Here is a 16,461-nt window from a genome sequence, read left to right as displayed (position 1 = left end):
CAATGATCCGGCTAACGTAGATTGCTAGCCGGTATACCAGAGAACTTATTCCCCTTCGCCAGGGAACAGGAACGGGTTGATGGAACTGCGGGCGAAGCCCTCCTGTTCCATGCGCGCGTCCAGCACCAGCGAGGCGAGGTCGTCGGCCACTGCTTCTACTTTCGGGTCTTTTTCCTGATACAGAATCTTCAGGTAAGTCCCGCAATCGCCGCAGCTTTCGGCTTTCACCGCAGCCTGCTCATTTTCCAGCGACCAGTAGTGTAAGTCGCGGCTCTGTTCGCAGTTACTGCATTTTACGCGCACGACATGCCATTCGGTTTCGCACAGGTTACAGTGCAGATAACGCAGCCCCTGCGTGGTGCCGATCTGCACCATGCTGGAGACCGGCATCGAACCGCACACCGGGCAATACTGGCGCGCTTCACCGTATTCCGCGCGGGCTTTGCCTGGAATCAAGCTGGCCATTTGCGCCCAGTAAAGGGAGAGCGCGGCCCAGATAAACGGGGCTTTATCGCTGCTGACGGAGGCAAAATCCGAGGCAAACAGCGCGCTGGCCATCTGCTCCAGTTCCTGCTCTGAGGCTTTCTCCAGGTTCTCAATCACCGCCAGCGCGGGGCCGCTCATCTCGGGTTTTAGCTCGGCAATTAACGAATGCAGCAGTTTTTGCCAGTGCTTATCACGCGGCAGCACGTGGATATCCAGCGGCGGCTTGCCCTGGTCGTTCGCTTCTTTAATACGTGCGGTCAGATCCATCTCCAGCGGATGGTCGTACAGCACCACTTCCTGCGCGTGCGCGATAAGCGCGGCAAAGCGCAGGTAATCGCCCAGCGGGTTATTTTCAGCCAGCTCGCGCAGACGTTCGGCGCGGCGGTTGTAGACGTTTTTGAGTCGGGGGAACAATAACGGCGGAATCATATCCGCCGTACGTTTCTCGCTCGACCCCAGCTCATCTTGCGGGATTATGCGAATACTCATTCAGTTTCTTTTTCCGTTGTCTTGCGGACTTCTCGGTACCAGCGTGGGTGATGTTTCTTCGCCCACGACCGGGTTACCCAGCCTTCCACCATCGCGGTAATGGTGCCTTTCACCCAAAGGGCGGCGTAGATATGCACCATGATAACCACAATTAACGCTACTGCGGCAAAAGAATGCAACATTAACGCGAATCGGATCACCGGGATTGAGAAAGCAGGCGCAAAGTACGGACGCCAGATAATTACCCCGCTTACCAGCAGCAGCACCAGGAAGATAATCGCCGCCCAGAATACGCATTTCTGGCCGAAGTTATAACGCCCGGTGTCACCCACTTCCTCGTTGACGACGATCTTACGAATATTCTTCGCCCAAAAGATATCATCCCGATTGATTAGATTGTGGTGCCAATAACGGAAAAACATGATGATGAACGAGGCAAACATAACCACGCCCACAAACGGGTGCAGAATTCGCGCCAGTTGTGGGGTGCCCAGGATATGCATCAACCAGTTGAAGGATGGGAATAAAAAGCCCAGCCCGCTCACCGCCGCCAGCACGAAGCAGAAGGCGACGATCCAGTGGTTGATGCGTTCCGGCGCCGTATAGCGCACGATGGTGTCACGTCGTTTCATTTGCGCACCTCGTCTTTCTCTTCATGCAGGTTGTCATCTTCCTCTTCCGCGCGGTTCGGACCGACGCCGACATAGTGGAAGACGCTGGCGGCAAAGGTCGCGGCAAAACCGAACGCGGCGAGCGGTTTCCAGACGCCTTTCCAGAACTTAACGGTTTCGCTGATTTCCGGGTTTTCCGGCAGACCGTGATACAGATTCGGCTTGTCGGCATGATGCAGCACGTACATGACATGCGTACCGCCTACGCCCGCCGGATCGTACAGACCCGCATTGTCATAACCACGGGTTTTGAGTTCCGCCACCCGCTCGCCCGCCAGCGTTTTCATATCCTCTTTCGAGCCAAAATGAATGGCGCCGGTTGGACAGGTCTTCACGCAGGCCGGCTCCTGGCCGACCACCACACGGTCAACGCACAGCGTACATTTATAGACGCGGTTGTCTTCCGGGTTGAGGCGCGGCACGTTGAACGGGCAGCCAGCGATACAGTAGCCGCAGCCGATACACTGCTCGGACTGGAAGTCGACAATACCGTTAGCGTACTGAATGATCGCCCCTTCCGCCGGACAGGCTTTCAGGCAGCCTGGATCGGCGCAGTGCATACAGCCATCCTTACGGATCAGCCACTCCAGTTTGTCGTTCTGTTCCACTTCCGAGAAGCGCATCACCGTCCAGGATTTCGCGGTTAAGTCCGCCGGGTTGTCATACACCCCGACGTTATTGCCCACTTCATCACGGATGTCGTTCCACTCGGAGCACGCCACCTGACACGCTTTACAGCCGATACAGGTGGTGACGTCGATGAGTTTCGCCACCTCTTCCTGGTGGTCCCGCGCCTGGGGCGCGGGGGTGAAACCGTTAGTGGCGGAACGACGAATGATGTCTTGCGATTGATAAGCCATAGGTCGTCTCCGTTACACCTTTTCCACGTTCACAAGGAAGGATTTAAACTCCGGCGTTTGCGTGTTCGCATCGCCGACGAAAGGCGTTAACGTATTGGCGATAAAACCTTTTTTCGCCACGCCTTCGTAACCCCAGTGAATAGGAATACCGATGGTATCGATATCCTTGCCGTCCGCTTTCAGCGTGCGAATACGCTTGGTCACCACCGCTTTGGCTTTGATATAGCCGCGGTTTGAGGAGACCTTCACGGTATCGCCATGCGCGATGCCGAGCTTATTCGCCAGTTTCTCGCCAATTTCCACAAACTGTTCCGGCTGGGCGATAGCGTTAAGCAACGCGTGCTTGGTCCAGTAGTGGAAGTGCTCGGTCAGACGGTAAGTGGTTCCGACATACGGGAACTTATCCGCTTTACCCAGCGCGTCGGCATCGTCTTTAAAGATACGGGCGGCAGGGTTAGAGATAACGTTCGGGTGCAGCGGGTTAGTGCCCAGCGGCGTTTCAAACGGCTCGTAGTGTTCCGGGAACGGCCCTTCCGCCATCTTATCGATGGCAAACAGGCGACCCATCCCTTCCGGCTGCATGATAAACGGTCCGACGTCGCTGCCGGGCGCGGCGGCGCTGTAGTCCGGAATATCCCATCCGGCCCATTTTCCGCCTTCCCATTTCAGTAGCTGACGTTTCGGGTCCCAGGGATTACCCTGCGGATCGGCGGAGGCGCGGTTATAGAGGATGCGGCGGTTAAGCGGCCATGCCCATGCCCAGCCCAGCGTGTTGCCGAGACCAGACGGGTCGGCGTTATCACGACGCGCCATCATGTTGCCTTCCGGCGTCCAGCTACCGGCGAAAATCCAGCAGCCGCTGGACGTCGTACCGTCATCGCGCAGTTGCGCGAACGAACTGAGCTGTTGACCTTTCTTCACCACCACCGCGCCGGTTGCCGGGTCGATAAGATCGGCCAGCGCTTTACCGTTACTTTCCATCGCCACTTCTTCAGAGGCGGGTTCGTATGGTTTGGTGTAGTTCCAGGTCATATTCAGCACCTGTTCCGGGTTGGCGCCGCCCTGTTCAGAGTACATCTTACGCAGGCGTAAGAAGATACCGGCGAGGATTTCGCCGTCGGTCATGGCAATTCCCGGGGCGTCTGCGCCCTTCCAGTGCCACTGTAACCAGCGACCGGAGTTAACGATGGAACCATTTTCCTCGGCAAAACAGGTGGAAGGCAGACGGAACACTTCGGTCTGGATTTTTGCGGGATCAACGTCGTTCGACTCACCGTGGTTTTGCCAGAAGGTGGACGTTTCGGTGTTGAGCGGATCGATAGTCACCAGGTACTTCAGTTTGGAAAGCGACGCGACCACTTTGTTTTTGTTCGGGAATGAGGCCACCGGGTTAAAGCCCTGGCAGATATAGCCGTTGACCTTGCCCTGTTTCATCATCTCGAAGTACTGCAACACGTCGTAGCCTTTGTCCCACTTCGGTAGCCAGTCGAAGCCCCAGCTGTTTTCCGCTGTCGCTTTATCACCAAAGAAGGCCTTCATCATTGAGACGAAGAATTTCGGATAGTTACCCCAGTAGTTGACCTGATCCTTCAACAATGGCTTCGGCGTATTGGCAGCCAGATAGGTTTGCAAATCGGTCTGTTTTTCGCTCGGCAGCGTCAGGTAGCCCGGCAAACTTTGCGACAGCAGTCCTAAGTCGGTCAGTCCCTGAATATTGGAGTGACCGCGCAGGGCGTTAACGCCGCCGCCCGCCATCCCCATGTTACCGAGCAGAAGCTGGATCATCGCCATAGTACGGATGTTCTGCGCGCCGATGGAATGCTGCGTCCAGCCCAGCGCGTACAGGAACGACGCGGTTTTATCTTTTGCGCTGGTTTCTGCAATGTACTCGCACACTTTCAGGAAGTCCGCTTTCGGCGTACCGCAGATATTTTCTACCACGTCCGGCGTATAGCGTGAGACATGCTGTTTCAACAGATTCCAGACACAGCGCGGGTGTTGCAGTGTCGTATCGCGTTTGGCAAAACCGTTTTCGTCCAGCTCATAGTGCCAACTGGTTTTATCGTACTGCCGCTTATCTGCGTCGTAGCCGGTGAACAGACCATCATCGAAGCCAAAATCTTCACGCACGATCAGGCTGGCATTGGTATAGGCCTCGGTGTATTCACGGTTGTATTTTTCGTTGGTCAGCAGATACAGCATCACGCCTGACAAGAAGGCAATGTCAGTACCAGAGCGTATTGGCGCATAGAAATCGGCCACCGACGCGGTACGCGTAAAGCGCGGATCGATCACAATCAGCTTCGCGCCGTTGTGAATTTTGGCTTCCATCGCCCAGCGGAACCCGACCGGGTGAGCTTCTGCGGCGTTACCGCCCATCACCACGACGAGGTTGGCGTTCTTGATGTCGACCCAGTGGTTGGTCATCGCACCGCGACCAAATGTTGGAGCAAGACTTGCTACCGTTGGTCCGTGTCAGACACGCGCCTGGTTGTCGACCGCGAGCATACCCAGCGCGCGGGAGAATTTTTGCGTTAAATAACCCGTCTCGTTACTGGATGCGGAAGCGCACAGCATCCCGGTGGTGAGCCAGCGGTTAACGGTAACGCCTTCGGCGTTCTGCGCCTGATAGTTGGCGTCGCGATCTTCCTTCATCAGTTTAGCGATGCGGTCAAAGGCTTCTTCCCAACTGATCTGTTGCCACTTATCTGAACCCGGCGCGCGGTATTGCGGGAATTTCAGGCGGCTTTCAGAGTGGATAAAGTCCACCAGACCGGCCCCTTTCGGGCACAGCGCGCCACGGCTTACCGGATGATCCGGGTCCCCTTCGATATGGAAAATAGATGCTTTGGCGTTTTTCGCACCGTCGCCGAGGCTGTACATTAACAGCCCGCAGCCAACGGAACAGTAGGTGCAGGTGTTACGGGTTTCGCGGGTGCGCAGCAGTTTATATTGCCGTGTTTCCGCTAGCGCTACGCCGGGCGCGAAGCCCAGTGCCGCCGCCGTGGTGCCTGCCATACCGCCAGCGCAGATCTTAAAGAACTGCCTTCTGCTGACCTGCATGGTTTGCTCCTTGTTTCGACATTGTCACTTCTCTTTCACATTTCTCTATCCGAAACGCTCAGGGAGTGGTTGTTATTTTTCTTTGCGGACGGGCCCGCAAAGGTTCAGAATTGGATAAATTTTCCTCCATCCGGGAGGAGTTGTAACAGAATACCATAATGTTGGTGTGTGTGTTCTTATATGGTTAAAAGAAAGTGAACAATATACTGTCTGAAGAAGTCCTAAATGTGACTGATTTCACAACCTCACGCCAGTTGGCTCTCTGGAAACGCGAGGATTTGCAGTCCCCCCAACTTGATGATGTTGCCGAGGAAGTGCCTGTGGCACTGGTGTATAACGGTATTTCGCATGTCGTTATGATGGCCTCTCCAAAAGATCTGACGCATTTTGCAATGGGGTTTTCTCTGTCGGAAGGGATCATTGACAGCCCGCGTGAAATCTATGGCATGGACGTTGTACCGTCCTGTAACGGACTTGAAGTGCAGATTGATCTTTCCAGCCGTCGATTTATGGGGCTGAAAGCGCGTCGTCGCGCGTTGGCCGGACGCACCGGTTGCGGCGTGTGTGGCGTGGAACAGCTCAATGACATCGGTAAGCCGGTGCAACCGCTGCCGTTTAGCCAAACGTTTAATCTCGGTAACCTTGATCGCGCGTTAAAACATCTGAATGATTTTCAACCGACGGGTAAGCTGACGGGTTGTACGCACGCTGCGGCGTGGGTCATGCCGTCGGGTGAACTGGCGGGGGGCCATGAAGATGTCGGACGCCACGTTGCGCTGGATAAACTGCTCGGCCGCCGCGCCACGGAGGGTGAGGAATGGCGGCAAGGCGCGGCGCTGGTTTCCAGTCGCGCGAGTTACGAAATGGTGCAGAAGTCGGCGATGTGCGGTGTGGAAATTTTGTTTGCGGTTTCTGCTGCCACCACGCTCGCGGTTGACGTCGCTGAACGGTGTAATCTTACGCTGGTGGGGTTCTGTAAGCCGGGTCGGGCGACGATTTATACCCATCCGCAGCGGTTAATCGCAGACTAAAATAGTACCCTCTACATTTGCGTAAAATATATATTATTAATTTAATATATATTTTATGTAGAATGATGGTGTATGAAATATATATTTTCTGGATTTTACAGCCTCTCTTAATAACGGAATGACGTATAGTGGCGAGGCCATATTTTCGTTAAAATAAGAGAACCCCAATGTAAATATACAAAAGGCAATTAAATGAAAAGGAATTTATTATCCTCAGCGATAATCATTGCGCTAATGACCCTGGGCGCAACAGGATGTGATGACAATAATGTTAAAACCGAGGCGACTCCGGCCGCCAGCAGTCAGCCTGCGACGCCAGCGCCTTCTCAGACGCCGGAAACGCAATCTGACGAAAGTCCAGCGCAGCCCTCAGCAGCGAAGCCAGAAACGGCAACTCAGCCCCTGGCGGCGAAGCCAGAAACGCCAGCTCAGCCGGAGGTTGACGCTGAAGAAGTTTATAGTGAAAAAATGGATGTCTATATCGATTGTTTTAATAAACTTCAATTGCCCGTTCAGCACAGTCTGGCGCGTTACGCGGATTGGGTGAAAGACTTTAAAAAAGGTCCGACAGGGAAAGAGAGCCTGGTTTATGGCATTTATGGTATTACGGAGTCTTACATAACGAATTGCCAGAAAGAGATGAAACAGGTGGCCGCCTTAACGCCATTGCTTGAGCCTATTGATGGCGTTGCCGTTAGCTATATTGATAGCGCCGCCGCGCTGGGTAATACCATTAACGAAATGGAAAAATATTATACCCAGGAAAACTATAAAGATGATGCCTTTGCTAAAGGTAAGGCGCTGCATCAGACATTACTGAAGAATATTGAGGATTTTAAACCCGTCTCGGAAAAATATCATGAGGCTATTCAGGAAATAAATGACAAACGGCAATTGACACAGTTGAAGAGAATAGAAGAAGCGGAAGGTAAAACATTTAACTATTATTCTCTGGCTGTCATGATCTCGGCAAAGCAGATCAACAAGGTTATTTCTGCCGATACCTTTGATGCCGAAGCGATGATGAAAAAAGTCGCGGAACTGGAAACAATGATTGCGCAATTGAAAGAAGTGAATACTGATGGCCGTAATTCTTCATTCATCAGCTCTGCGGCTGATTATCAGCTACAAGCTAAAAAATATATTCGTCGCATCAGAGACAATGTTGAGTATTCTGATTTTGAAAAGAAACGGGTGCAGGACCCTGCAACAGGATGGATGGTTGCGGATTCTTATCCGGCGTCGTTGAGAAGTTATAACGAGATGGTGGATGATTATAACCGCCTGCGTTGAGTGACGGCACATTATCTGTGTGCAGGCTGGCGCAAGTGCCTATAAAATTACGCTATAACGCCAATAAAAAGCGCCGATCAGGCGCTTTTTTCGTTTATGTATTCTTCATCAGGCAATATCCGTAAAAATAGCTGACGTAAACATTAACTAAAGAGAGCTATTAGAAAAACCAGTAATCTGAAGCTATCATAAGATGTTGACGTCACGCTGGAAGGTACTGGTAGTGTAATTGAGGATCGGCATTTATATGGAAAGCATTTATCCCGCCTGATGCGAAAATTCTGAGCCACTTCAGCATAGGGCGGCCCAGCCTTCATCACTTATAGGGTGTCACGTCCAACTGTTCTGTAAGACGTTAATTAATACCCGCCATTCGTAATAACGCGGTCACTACCGCAGCGGCGATAATCACCACAATAAGCGGCATTTTACGCCAGGCTAAAAATACGGCGAAGCCAACCCCAAGAACGCGCGCCATTCCGGCAAAATGTTCGCCTTCGTAAAAGGTGGTCGCCAGCGCGACGGAGAATAGCAGCACCGTTGCCGCATCCGAGAGCAGCGCCTGTGAACGCTCAGACAGCGCCAGACGGCTGCCAAGTTTCGCGCCGCCGAGGCGCATCAAATAGGTTCCCGCAGACAAAAGAGCAATACCGATAATAAATAGCGTCATATTGCCCATTATTTTTTCCTCGCCAGTAGGCCAAGCAGCGAAAGCAACACCGGCAATCCGGCAGCCACAAAGGGAACGGCGGCAAGCGACAGCGCGGCGCCGCTGCAACCACGAATCAATGTGGTGCGGTTTTTAAACGCCGGGATCACCAGCGCCAGTAAGATTGCCGGAAATACGGCATCCAGACCGATGGTTTCTGGGGCAGGGAGCAGTTTGCCGACACCTGCGCCAATCAGTGTGCCAATCGGCCAGAATAGGGCGACGCCCAGACCGCATAGCCAGTAGGCGGCTTTACGTTGTTCGGGTGTTTTTTGCGACAGGCCGAACACCACGCTCTCATCATTCATAATATGGCAGCCGAAAAAGCTGGCGGCGCGGGTGCCAACCAAATCGCGCACCGTTACGCCAAACGGCACGTGGCGCGCATTCACCAGCAGTCCTGCCGCCGCCGCCGCTAACGGATTGCCGCCGCTGGCAACAATGCCGATAAACATAAATTCGGACGCGCCCGCCAGCACAAAAATAGAGAGGACAAACGGCACCCACAGAGGGAAACCGTAGGCCATCGCCAGTGAGCCATAGGACATGCCGACGACGCCCACGGCCAGGCACACTAAAAATATCGCTTTTATCGTGTCTCCCTTGAGACAGGAAAAATAGTGTTTCATCTTCTTTAGTCATATCGAACGAATTTTCATTATAATGAACGGAACAGATTTGCTTTACAAGACGAACATTTCGTTCGTTATAGTGAACGTTGGATGCTTTATGACACAACCTATTAGCGTCATTGCCAGAAGTCTGGTACGCGAACGCCAGCGAACCGGACTGTCGCTGGCGGAGATTGCGCGGCGCGCAGGCATCGCTAAATCTACGCTTTCACAACTGGAAGCAGGGAACGGCAACCCCAGTCTGGAGACGTTATGGTCGCTATGCGTCGCGCTCGACATTCCCTTTGCCAGGCTGCTGGAGCCGCAGGTACAAAAAACGCAGGTGATTCGCCGCGGAGAGGGCACCAAAGTCGTGGCGGAGCAGGCGCATTATCAGGCGATATTACTGGCGGCGTGTCCGCCCGGCGCGCGGCGTGATATCTATCTGCTGTTGACGCAGCCGGGGGCCGACCGGATCTCTCACCCGCATCCGCCGGGGTCGGTGGAACATATTATTGTTACGCAGGGAAAAGCCCTCGTCGGCTTAACCGAGGCGCCGGAAGAGCTGGCGGAGGGCGATTACATTTGTTATCCCGGCGACCAGGCGCATATCTTTAAAGCGCTGGAACCGGATACTCAGGCTATCCTGGTAGCGGAGCAGAATTGAAATTGCCGGATGGCGGCGTAACCGCCTTATCCGGCCGACAAAAAATAAAACCGTAGGCCCGGTAAGCTTGCGCCACCGGGCACACGACTTACTGCAGATAGAACACCTCTTTTAGCTCTGCGCTGACCGGGCTGTTATCCGGATTCGCGGGCATAACGTCACGCATATGTTTCCACCAACGCTGGCAAACGTCGGTGCTGGCAACGGCATTCCAGCGCTCCTCGGATTCAATCTCAACGGTGGCGAACAGCAGATTGCGCTCCTGATCGAGATAAATCGCGTAGTGATGCGCGCCGTGAGATTTTAATACGGCTTCCAGCTCCGGCCAGATTGGGTTATGACGACGCTGATACTCCTCGTGCGCGTCGGCATTTACCTGCATCACAAAGGCTTTGCGGATCATAACGCCTCCAGGTACAGCTCGCGAACTTCATCGCGGCTGGCGGTGCGCGGGTTACACGGCGCGCACGGGTCGGCGAGGGCTTTATCCAGCCAGCCTTCGATATCTTCTTTTGTGACGCCCAGCTTGCTGAAACCTTCTGGAATGCCGACGCGTTTGCTCAGCGTACGGATAGCGTTAATCGCTTCCTGACTTGCGGCTTCGTCAGACATACCGCGCGTCTCCACGCCCATCGCCTGTGCGATGCGGGCAAAACGCGCGACGGCGTTCGGACGGTTAAAGTTCTCGACAATTGGCAGCAGGATAGCGTTGCAGACGCCGTGCGGCAGATTGTGGGTTGCGCCCGGCTGGTGCGCCAGCGCGTGAACCAGCCCCAAACCGGCGCTGTTGAACGCCATACCCGCCAGGTACTGGCCGAATGCCATTTGCTCACGGGCTTCGAGGTTATGGCCATCGTCAACCGCTTTCGGTAGCCACACATTGATTAAGCGAATCGCTTCCAGCGCGTTAGCGTCGGTGAGCGGATGCGCGCCAACGGAGACATAGGCTTCCACCGCATGGGTCAGGGCATCCATGCCGGTTGCGGCGGTCACAGACGCCGGGATTTCCAGCATGACGCTGGCGTCATCCACGGCAATATCCGGGATGATATTCGGGTCGATGATCACCTCTTTGACCTTACGGGCAGAGTCGATAATCACCGCGTTGCTGGTCATCTCGGCCGCGGTACCTGCCGTAGTATTAATCGCTACCAGCGGTACGCCGGCGTTTTTCACTTTGCCGACGCCGGAGTAGGCGGTAGATGGACCTGGGTTGGCGGTCAGAATTTTCACCGCTTTAGCGGTATCGATCGGGCTGCCGCCGCCGAAGGCGATAATGTAGTCACATTCTGCGCTCTGATACGCCGCAAAACCTTTCTGCACCAGCTCTTCTGTCGGGTTTGGGAACACCTCATCAAACAGGTGGTAAGACATTTGATGTTCATCCAGTGCGCTAAACAGGCTATCCAGCAGGCCCAGCTTTACCAGTTGACCATCGGTAACGATCAGCGCTTTGCCCCATTGCTTATTCGCCACGAGGTTCACCATATCGGCAATCGCTCCAGCGCCATGCAGGCTAATTTTTGGCAGTGCCAACATAAAGCTCATCACTATTCTCCTTAAAAAAATTCCCTGTTGCCCGATGGCGCTACGCTTATCGGGCCTACGGTAAAATGCGCACCGACCTGTAGGCCGGATAAGGCAAAGCCGCATCCGGCGTTGAGTTGGGAGGTATTAGTACAGCGCTACGGCGCTGGCCAGCGGTGTCACGCCAAAACGTTTGCCGAGGGCGACCAGTTCTTCGCGCGTGATGGTCTGCTTCATACCGCCCATCGAATAGATTTTGACTAATACCTCAGCGGATTTCTCTGCGGTATCTATCAAACCGAAGGTTTCATCCAGCGTAGGTCCGCTTCCGAACACGCCGTGGAACGGCCACAGTACCAGCGAATGTTTCTGCATTTCTTGCGCGGTGGCCTGGCCGATTTCATCGGTGCCTGGCACCATCCACGGCAGAATGCCGACACCGTCCGGGAATACCACCAGGCATTCGGTGCTGCCTTCCCACAGTTTGCGGGTGATCAGCGCAGTGTTGTTTTCCAGTACGTAGGTGAGGGCGATCAGGTTAGTCGCATGGCAATGCATAATGACGCGGTCTTTGCCGTGGGTGGCTTTGATGCGTTCGCAGTGGGAGAGGAAATGCGCCGGGAGTTCAGAGGTGGGGACCGCGTCGTGGGTTAAGCCCCACAGAATGTGGTAGCCTGCGCCGTCGCTGTCGATTTTGACCACGCCTAAATTAGCTGCCGGATCGAGCTGCACGTTGCGGAAGAATTTGCCGGAACCGGTAACGATAAACGGCGTATTCGCCAGCAGCGGCATGGGTTGACTTAGCGCGATATAGCGCGGTTTTTCGTGGAAATTAGCCGCAAAAGGCGCGATATCGGTTTCATCCAGACGCAGCGTCAGGTTACCGCCATTACGTTCGTCCCACCCTTTCAGCCACGCATCAGACGTGGCTTTAATCATGCCCTGGACAAACCAGGAATCGGTAATATTTTGCATGTTCGTGTTCCCATTCATTGCCCGAAGGTTATTCGGGTCTTACGTAGGCCGGATAAGCGCAGCGCCATCCGGCAATCGTGTTTCATTTATTGCCGGATGGCGACGCGGGCGTCTTATCCGGCCTACAAATCAGGTGTCGCTGTCAGCTACGTTTGCTCAGGATCTCTTTTTCGTAGGTGCGAACGCTGTCCAGCCACTGGCTGCCAGTCGGCGTGTCGTGACGCTGGCAATACATTTCCCAGACGGCCTGCCACGGCAGAGATTTCTGCTCTTCCAGCAGCGCCAGACGCGCGGTGTAATCGCCGCTGGCTTCAAGCTGACGCAGTTGATCTGTGGGTTCCAGCAGAGCGCGCAGCAGCGCTTTTTTCATGTTGCGGGTACCGATAACCCACGCGGCGACACGGTTGATAGAGGCGTCGAAGAAATCCAGGCCGATATGCACACGGTCGAACAGGTTATGACGGACGATCTCGCTGGCAATTGCCTGGGTTTCATCGTCCAGGAGCACCACGTGGTCGCTATCCCAGCGTACCGGGCGGCTGACGTGCAGCAGCAGCCGTGGCACGTAGAGCATGGCGGCGGAAATTTTGTCGGAAATCACTTCAGTGGGATGGAAGTGGCCCGCATCCAGGCACAGCGCGGTCTGACGGCTGGTGGCGTAGCCCATGTAGAACTCATTGGAGCCGACGGTGTAGCTTTCCGCGCCGATGCCAAACAGTTTGCTTTCGACGGCGTCGATGTGGTGCGCCGGGTCGAATTTCTCGCTAATGACCTCATCCAGCGCTTCCAGCAGGCGCTGGCGCGGGGCTAAACGGTCGACGGTAATGTCTTTCATGCCGTCCGGGATCCAGATGTTCATCACCGACGGCGTACCGAGCTGCTCACCAAAGTATGCCGAGACGCGGCGGCTGGCCTTGCAGTGATCGATCCAGAACTGGCGAATTTTCGCGTCTGGATGAGAGAGGGTAAAACCGTCAGCGCTCAGTGGATGAGAAAAACAGGTGGGGTTGAAATCCAGCCCCAGCCGGTTCGCTTTCGCCCACTCCACCCAGTTTTTAAAATGCTCCGGTTTGATCTGGTCGCGGGCAACCGGCGTATCCGACTCAAGGTAGATAGCGTGCAGGTTCAGCCGTTTTGGGCCTGGGATCAGGCGCAGCGCCTGTTCCAGATCGGCGCGCAGTTCGGTGGCGTTACGCGCTTTGCCCGGATAGTTGCCGGTTGACTGAATTCCGCCCGTCAGCGAACCTTCCGGGTTCTCGAATCCGGCAACATCGTCGCCCTGCCAGCAGTGCATGGAAACCGGCAGGCGATCGAGCTGGCGCAGCGCCTCCTCGACATCAATACCTACTGCGGCGAAACGTTGTTTTGCCAGTTCCCAGGCTTGTTCCAGTTGAGTGGTCATGCGCAAAGCTCCTTTGTCTGTCGTTTGGGTTGAAACTGCGCAACGTGGCGGGCAATTTCACTATCAGGATTAGGGATATAGGTTGTCAGGTCGTAGTTAGCGCTGACGACCTGACGGAAGTCATCGACGTTGTTTAATTCGTCGAGGGTCATAAGCTGAATACCAATATTGCCAAGGGTGGAGGCTTCAACCGGCCCGGCCATCACGCGAATACCACATGCATCGGCGCACAACTGGTTGAGTAGCGCGTTTTGGCATCCGCCGCCGACAATATGCAGTTGGGTAAATTTTTCACCGCGCAGATTTGCCAGTTCGTGCAGAATGTCGGCATACAACAGCGCCAGACTGTCGAAAATGCAGCGCGCCAGTTCGGCATCGCTGACGGGAACGGGCTGGTCGGTCTCGCGACAGGCGGCCTGGATTTCAGCGCGCATATCGTCAGGATTGATAAAGCGATCGTCATTCGGGTTAATCAGGAAACGGCAGGCCGGCAGCGCTTCTGTTTGGGCAATAAGCGCAGGCAGATCGGTAATGCGCCGTTCTTTCAGCACACGCTGGAGCAGCCACAAACCCATAATGTTTTTCAGTACCCGATAACGCCCTTCTGCGCCGCCTTCGTTGGTGATATTGGCAGCCAGCGCCTCGTCAGTGGTGTAGGGCATTTTGCTTTCAAAACCCATCAACGACCAGGTGCCTGAAGACAGGTAAGCGCTATGTTTATTTGCCAGCGGAGAGGCAATAACGGCGCTGGCGGTATCGTGGCTGGCGACGGCTACCACCGGAATACGGTTGCCCTGCGGGCAAATCCAGTCGCCGATAACATTGCCAGGGTGCGAGGGGCGGCCGAACCAGCCCTTTTTCGCGCCAGTCCACGCCAGCAGGGTATCGTCCCAGTCATCGGTATTGATATTGACCAATTGGGTGGTCGTGGCGTTGGTGTATTCCCAGTTCATTTCACCGGTCAGGCGGTAGCTGAAATAATCGGGCATCAGCAGCGCATGAGCGACCTGCGCCGTTAACTCAGGCTGTTGCTTCGTCAGCGCGCGTAACTGATAGATGGTGTTAAACGGCAGAAACTGAATCCCGCTGCGGCGATAGATTTCGCTTTTGCCGATCTGGACCAGCGCTTGCGACATGATGCCCGTGGTACGGTTATCGCGGTAGGATACCGGCAGGCCGACACGCTGACCTTGTTTATCCAGCAGGACATAATCGACGCCCCAGGTGTCGATGCCGATGCTGTCGATAAGAATGCCTTCATTGCAGACTTTCTTCAGACCAAGACGGATATCCTTTTCCAGACTGTCGATGTCCCAGGTGTCAAACCCGTCTGTTTTTTGTAGGCAGTTCACAAAACGGTGAATTTCACGTAGCGTCAGGGTACGGTGTTTGCTGTCGTAACGCGCCAGCATCACGCGCCCGCTGGATGCGCCGAGATCAACCGCGACACAATGGCGAAAAGTCATAATCAGGTCCTTCTTAGAGTCATTGCGCACAGTCTAAAAAAGCCCTCAAAGACCTACCTTCTCGTTACTGACAGGAAAATGAGCCGCTGGCAACAAGGCAAAGATGAACGTGATAGCGTTCACAGTTTCTACTAATAGGCCGGTGTGATGTCGTCCGCATTTCCCGCTTTTTCCCGCCTTTTCTTGAAAAAAAGACCATGTTTGCGCGCTTTAGCGTCAAAAATTTAAGGTGAGGCCGATAGCCCTTAATTACTATTCGGACATGTTGAATTCAGGAGGAAGCAACCATGACCGTACTGCATAGCGTGGATTTTTTTCCATCAGGTAAAGCGCCCGTGGCGATTGAACCCCGTCTGCCGCAAGCCGCTTTCCCTGAACATCATCATGATTTTCATGAAATCGTGATTGTGGAACACGGTACGGGCATTCATGTATTCAACGGGCAGCCGTATACCATCAGCGGCGGTACCGTGTGTTTTGTTCGCGATCACGACCGGCATTTATATGAACATACCGACAACCTATGCCTGACGAATGTACTGTGGCGTTCGCCGGACGCTTTCCAATTCCTGGCGGGGCTGGATCAATTGCTGCCGCAGGAGCAGGATGGTTACTATCCTTCGCACTGGCGGGTGAATCAGAGTGTGTTGCAGCAGGTGCGCCAGTTGGTCGGTCTGATGGAGCGCGCCGGAGACAGCATGGATGCGCCTGCCGTGGCGAATCGCGAAATTTTGTTTATGCAACTACTGGTGTTGTTGCGCCGCAGTAGCCTGATGGAAGGCGCAACCAATAACGACGCCAAACTCAACCAACTGATGGCATGGCTGGAAGAACATTTTGCGGAGGAGGTCTGCTGGGAGGCGGTAGCTGAACAGTTTTCGCTGTCGCTACGCACGCTGCATCGTCAGCTTAAACAGCATACCGGGCTGACGCCGCAACGTTACCTTAATCGCCTGCGTTTGATCAAAGCCCGGCATTTATTACGCCATAGCGATCATAGCGTGACAGAAATCGCGTACCGCTGCGGTTTTGGCGACAGTAACCACTTTTCGACTCTGTTTCGCCGAGAATTTAACTGGTCGCCGCGGGATATCCGTCAGGGACGCGATGCGATAATCCAGTAACGCGAACGCTATCAACGTTTTCGTCGCCAATATGCTGATAATTATACCCTTTAATACCGGATGGCGGCTGCGCCTTACCTGGCCTAC

The 16,461-nt window shown here is 54.4% G+C and carries 15 protein-coding genes; 4 read left to right on the top strand and 11 right to left on the bottom strand.

Translation table 11 applies throughout. The features are described 5' to 3' along the window. Window positions 1-45: 45 nt before the first annotated feature. From fdhE to fdnG, 4 genes are read right to left on the bottom strand one after another with little or no spacing between them, the layout of a single operon-like run. On the bottom strand, window positions 46-975 hold the full coding sequence (gene fdhE, locus LDB27_RS21355; protein ID WP_000027730.1) for a formate dehydrogenase accessory protein FdhE: 930 nt from the start codon (window positions 973-975) through the stop codon (window positions 46-48). After that, window positions 972-1,607, bottom strand: a complete 636-nt coding sequence (gene fdoI / locus LDB27_RS21350; protein WP_000829025.1) for a formate dehydrogenase cytochrome b556 subunit — start codon at window positions 1,605-1,607, stop codon at window positions 972-974. Before fdoI ends, fdhE begins: the two co-directional genes overlap by 4 nt. Further along, entirely contained in the window at window positions 1,604-2,506 is a 903-nt protein-coding gene (gene fdxH, locus LDB27_RS21345; protein WP_000331364.1) for a formate dehydrogenase subunit beta, read from the bottom strand. The genes fdoI and fdxH overlap by 4 nt, the downstream gene beginning before the upstream one ends. Window positions 2,507-2,518: 12 nt before the next feature. Continuing rightward, window positions 2,519-5,569 carry a formate dehydrogenase-N subunit alpha gene (fdnG, locus tag LDB27_RS21340; protein WP_077248424.1) on the bottom strand — a complete coding sequence of 1,017 codons (3,051 nt, stop codon included), beginning with the start codon at window positions 5,567-5,569 and terminating at the stop codon, window positions 2,519-2,521. A 194-nt stretch (window positions 5,570-5,763) separates the two neighbouring features. Here fdnG and fdhD point away from each other — a divergent pair, with 194 nt between their 5' ends. Together fdhD and LDB27_RS21330 are read left to right on the top strand one after the other, a co-directional pair. After that, a complete protein-coding gene (gene fdhD / locus LDB27_RS21335) occupies window positions 5,764-6,600 on the top strand; it encodes a formate dehydrogenase accessory sulfurtransferase FdhD (RefSeq protein WP_001059735.1) in 837 nt (278 codons plus the stop codon). A 192-nt stretch (window positions 6,601-6,792) separates the two neighbouring features. Continuing rightward, the gene (locus LDB27_RS21330) at window positions 6,793-7,893 is read left to right on the top strand and encodes a YiiG family protein (RefSeq protein WP_000828035.1); all 1,101 of its coding nucleotides are present in this window, start codon (window positions 6,793-6,795) and stop codon (window positions 7,891-7,893) included. Window positions 7,894-8,248: 355 nt separating this feature from the next. Here LDB27_RS21330 and LDB27_RS21325 read toward each other — a convergent pair whose 3' ends face one another. Both LDB27_RS21325 and LDB27_RS21320 read right to left on the bottom strand, forming a co-directional pair. Next, window positions 8,249-8,572 (bottom strand): AzlD domain-containing protein, encoded by a 324-nt coding sequence (locus LDB27_RS21325; protein WP_000527677.1) that lies wholly within the window; start codon window positions 8,570-8,572, stop codon window positions 8,249-8,251. Beyond that, window positions 8,572-9,231 (bottom strand): AzlC family ABC transporter permease, encoded by a 660-nt coding sequence (locus LDB27_RS21320; protein WP_000683586.1) that lies wholly within the window; start codon window positions 9,229-9,231, stop codon window positions 8,572-8,574. The genes LDB27_RS21325 and LDB27_RS21320 overlap by 1 nt, the downstream gene beginning before the upstream one ends. Before the next feature lie 100 nt (window positions 9,232-9,331). Here LDB27_RS21320 and LDB27_RS21315 point away from each other — a divergent pair, with 100 nt between their 5' ends. Next, complete coding sequence (locus LDB27_RS21315; RefSeq protein WP_001517951.1) at window positions 9,332-9,880, top strand: helix-turn-helix domain-containing protein; 549 nt, start codon at window positions 9,332-9,334, stop codon at window positions 9,878-9,880. A gap of 88 nt (window positions 9,881-9,968) precedes the next feature. Here LDB27_RS21315 and rhaM read toward each other — a convergent pair whose 3' ends face one another. The 5 genes from rhaM to rhaB form a co-directional block, all read right to left on the bottom strand. Then, a complete protein-coding gene (gene rhaM, locus LDB27_RS21310; RefSeq protein WP_000619478.1) occupies window positions 9,969-10,283 on the bottom strand; it encodes an L-rhamnose mutarotase in 315 nt (104 codons plus the stop codon). Next, a complete protein-coding gene (gene fucO / locus LDB27_RS21305; RefSeq protein WP_000009253.1) occupies window positions 10,280-11,428 on the bottom strand; it encodes a lactaldehyde reductase in 1,149 nt (382 codons plus the stop codon). Before fucO ends, rhaM begins: the two co-directional genes overlap by 4 nt. Window positions 11,429-11,554: 126 nt before the next feature. Then, the gene (rhaD, locus tag LDB27_RS21300) at window positions 11,555-12,382 is read right to left on the bottom strand and encodes a rhamnulose-1-phosphate aldolase (RefSeq protein ID WP_001179696.1); all 828 of its coding nucleotides are present in this window, start codon (window positions 12,380-12,382) and stop codon (window positions 11,555-11,557) included. Window positions 12,383-12,524: 142 nt separating this feature from the next. Beyond that, complete coding sequence (locus LDB27_RS21295) at window positions 12,525-13,784, bottom strand: L-rhamnose isomerase (protein ID WP_000211472.1); 1,260 nt, start codon at window positions 13,782-13,784, stop codon at window positions 12,525-12,527. Then, window positions 13,781-15,250 (bottom strand): rhamnulokinase, encoded by a 1,470-nt coding sequence (gene rhaB / locus LDB27_RS21290; protein ID WP_000143973.1) that lies wholly within the window; start codon window positions 15,248-15,250, stop codon window positions 13,781-13,783. The genes LDB27_RS21295 and rhaB overlap by 4 nt, the downstream gene beginning before the upstream one ends. Window positions 15,251-15,537: 287 nt before the next feature. Between rhaB and rhaS the strand changes: the two genes are divergently transcribed. Next, the gene (gene rhaS, locus LDB27_RS21285) at window positions 15,538-16,374 is read left to right on the top strand and encodes an HTH-type transcriptional activator RhaS (RefSeq protein ID WP_000217116.1); all 837 of its coding nucleotides are present in this window, start codon (window positions 15,538-15,540) and stop codon (window positions 16,372-16,374) included. Window positions 16,375-16,461 lie beyond the last annotated feature (87 nt).

It is taken from the genome of Salmonella sp. JXY0409-18, assembly GCF_020268625.1.
Classification (GTDB): Bacteria; Pseudomonadota; Gammaproteobacteria; order Enterobacterales; family Enterobacteriaceae; genus Salmonella; species Salmonella enterica.
This window is presented reverse-complemented; position numbering and strand designations above follow the sequence as displayed.